Source organism: Petrocella sp. (assembly GCF_059865615.1).
In genome coordinates this window covers 1-1,428 of record NZ_JCBCDA010000141.1, presented here as the reverse complement: position 1 = coordinate 1,428, position 1,428 = coordinate 1, and the positions used below count along the sequence as shown (strand labels likewise).

The 1,428-nt window shown below is 34.2% G+C and carries 3 protein-coding genes; all 3 read right to left on the bottom strand.

Annotation, left to right across the window (positions count from 1 at the left end; genetic code table 11):
- Nucleotides 1-248 precede the first annotated feature (248 nt).
- Nucleotides 249-446, bottom strand: a complete 198-nt coding sequence (locus AC6F8J_RS14675; RefSeq protein WP_500724375.1) for a hypothetical protein — start codon at nucleotides 444-446, stop codon at nucleotides 249-251.
- Between the two features lie 197 nt (nucleotides 447-643).
- Nucleotides 644-784 carry a hypothetical protein gene (locus tag AC6F8J_RS14670; protein ID WP_500724374.1) on the bottom strand — a complete coding sequence of 47 codons (141 nt, stop codon included), beginning with the start codon at nucleotides 782-784 and terminating at the stop codon, nucleotides 644-646.
- Between the two features lie 95 nt (nucleotides 785-879).
- Entirely contained in the window at nucleotides 880-1,185 is a 306-nt protein-coding gene (locus tag AC6F8J_RS14665) for a hypothetical protein (RefSeq protein WP_500724373.1), read from the bottom strand.
- Nucleotides 1,186-1,428 lie beyond the last annotated feature (243 nt).

Genomic DNA, 1,428 nt, shown 5'->3' with positions numbered 1-1,428 from the left:
AATCGTGATTATGAAAACTCTTCACTGCGCTCAGCCAGGGCATAAGGGACATTGTAGAAAAAAGCAGGTTCCAACTTCCGAACCCATCCTACTACTTCCGCCACAGGAAGTTCTTGATGATTCTGATTTTAAAAAGACATCAAAAACGATTGTAAAGCAGCAGGTGAGAATACGTTTGCTATTGGATGTAACAGAATATCATGCGGATGTTTATTACAATGGAAAACTCAACATCTCCAAGGGCATGATTAATAATCTCTGTAAAGAATTTGCAAAGAAATCAGAGCAGGATAGAAAATCACTATTTGCTGATATGCTTCTGTCACGATACCATGTGGTTTATCCTCTACCCATTCACCTTCATATGCTATCGTCCCATCTTCTCTATAAGTTATTCCTTGCCCATGTCTTTTTCCATTTTTAACTTCACCTTTATAATTACCCATTTTAATAGCCTCCTTTTAACTGGCGTAACATCGATTACCATGGTTCTATTAATATAGTTAGTAATTTTGGATTAGCTTTCAGAAAGATGATGATATTAGTGTCAAGAAAGGAACACCGTAACTTATTATCTAATAAACGTTCAATCAATCACCATCATTCTTAAAATTCAACACTTGGTCACCTTCTTAGTTACTATTTAAATAGACTCTAAGTATGCACCAGCTGCTTTACATTTATTTTCAGTTGCATACGCTATGAATTTGATACGATTTTTCTTATGAATAAGTCCCCAGCCTACAATAACTTCGAGTGCTTCAATAAAATTATTTTTAATCATATATGGTTAAAGGGTCAAAACTAAGTTTCACTAAATTCGCCTACCATATGTAGATTACGTTGATACATTCATAACTACATATGGTAGGTGAAAGTTCAACTATATAGTTTTGACGCCTTAACCATATATTCCGTAATTGCTTTCGCATTAGAAAGGTTATCTGGCGATATTGATTGTAAAGCTTTTACCAATTCTTGTGGATTGTTTTTATACTTCTTATGTTCAAAGAATTTAAGATTTAATTTTAATTGAAACGGCTTACCGTCCTTAGAAGTCTGTATCCGTGAATAGTGTTCCAATAAACCTTGACTTATGCCTGAGATCAAATATTTATTAGGATTTTCAGCTTTCCCCCCTAATTTCAAAAAGAAGTCGGCAAATATAGGCTTATCATTTTTCAAAGGGTAGTTTTCTTTCTTTTATCAACATCATGAAGATTTCAAATCGTATATCTTCTGAAGCTGGTTCTTTATGGTTAGAAAGACGTTCTTTAATAAACTGTTTTGTAACTGTTCAGTCGCCCCTTATTCAAAAATGAAATCAGACTGACCATTTAACGCTTGTTTCACTGCTACAAATGTATTAATTCCGTGTTTGTGTGCAGTTCCTATATAGGACATGATCTTCGCAAAAGCATCTGCACC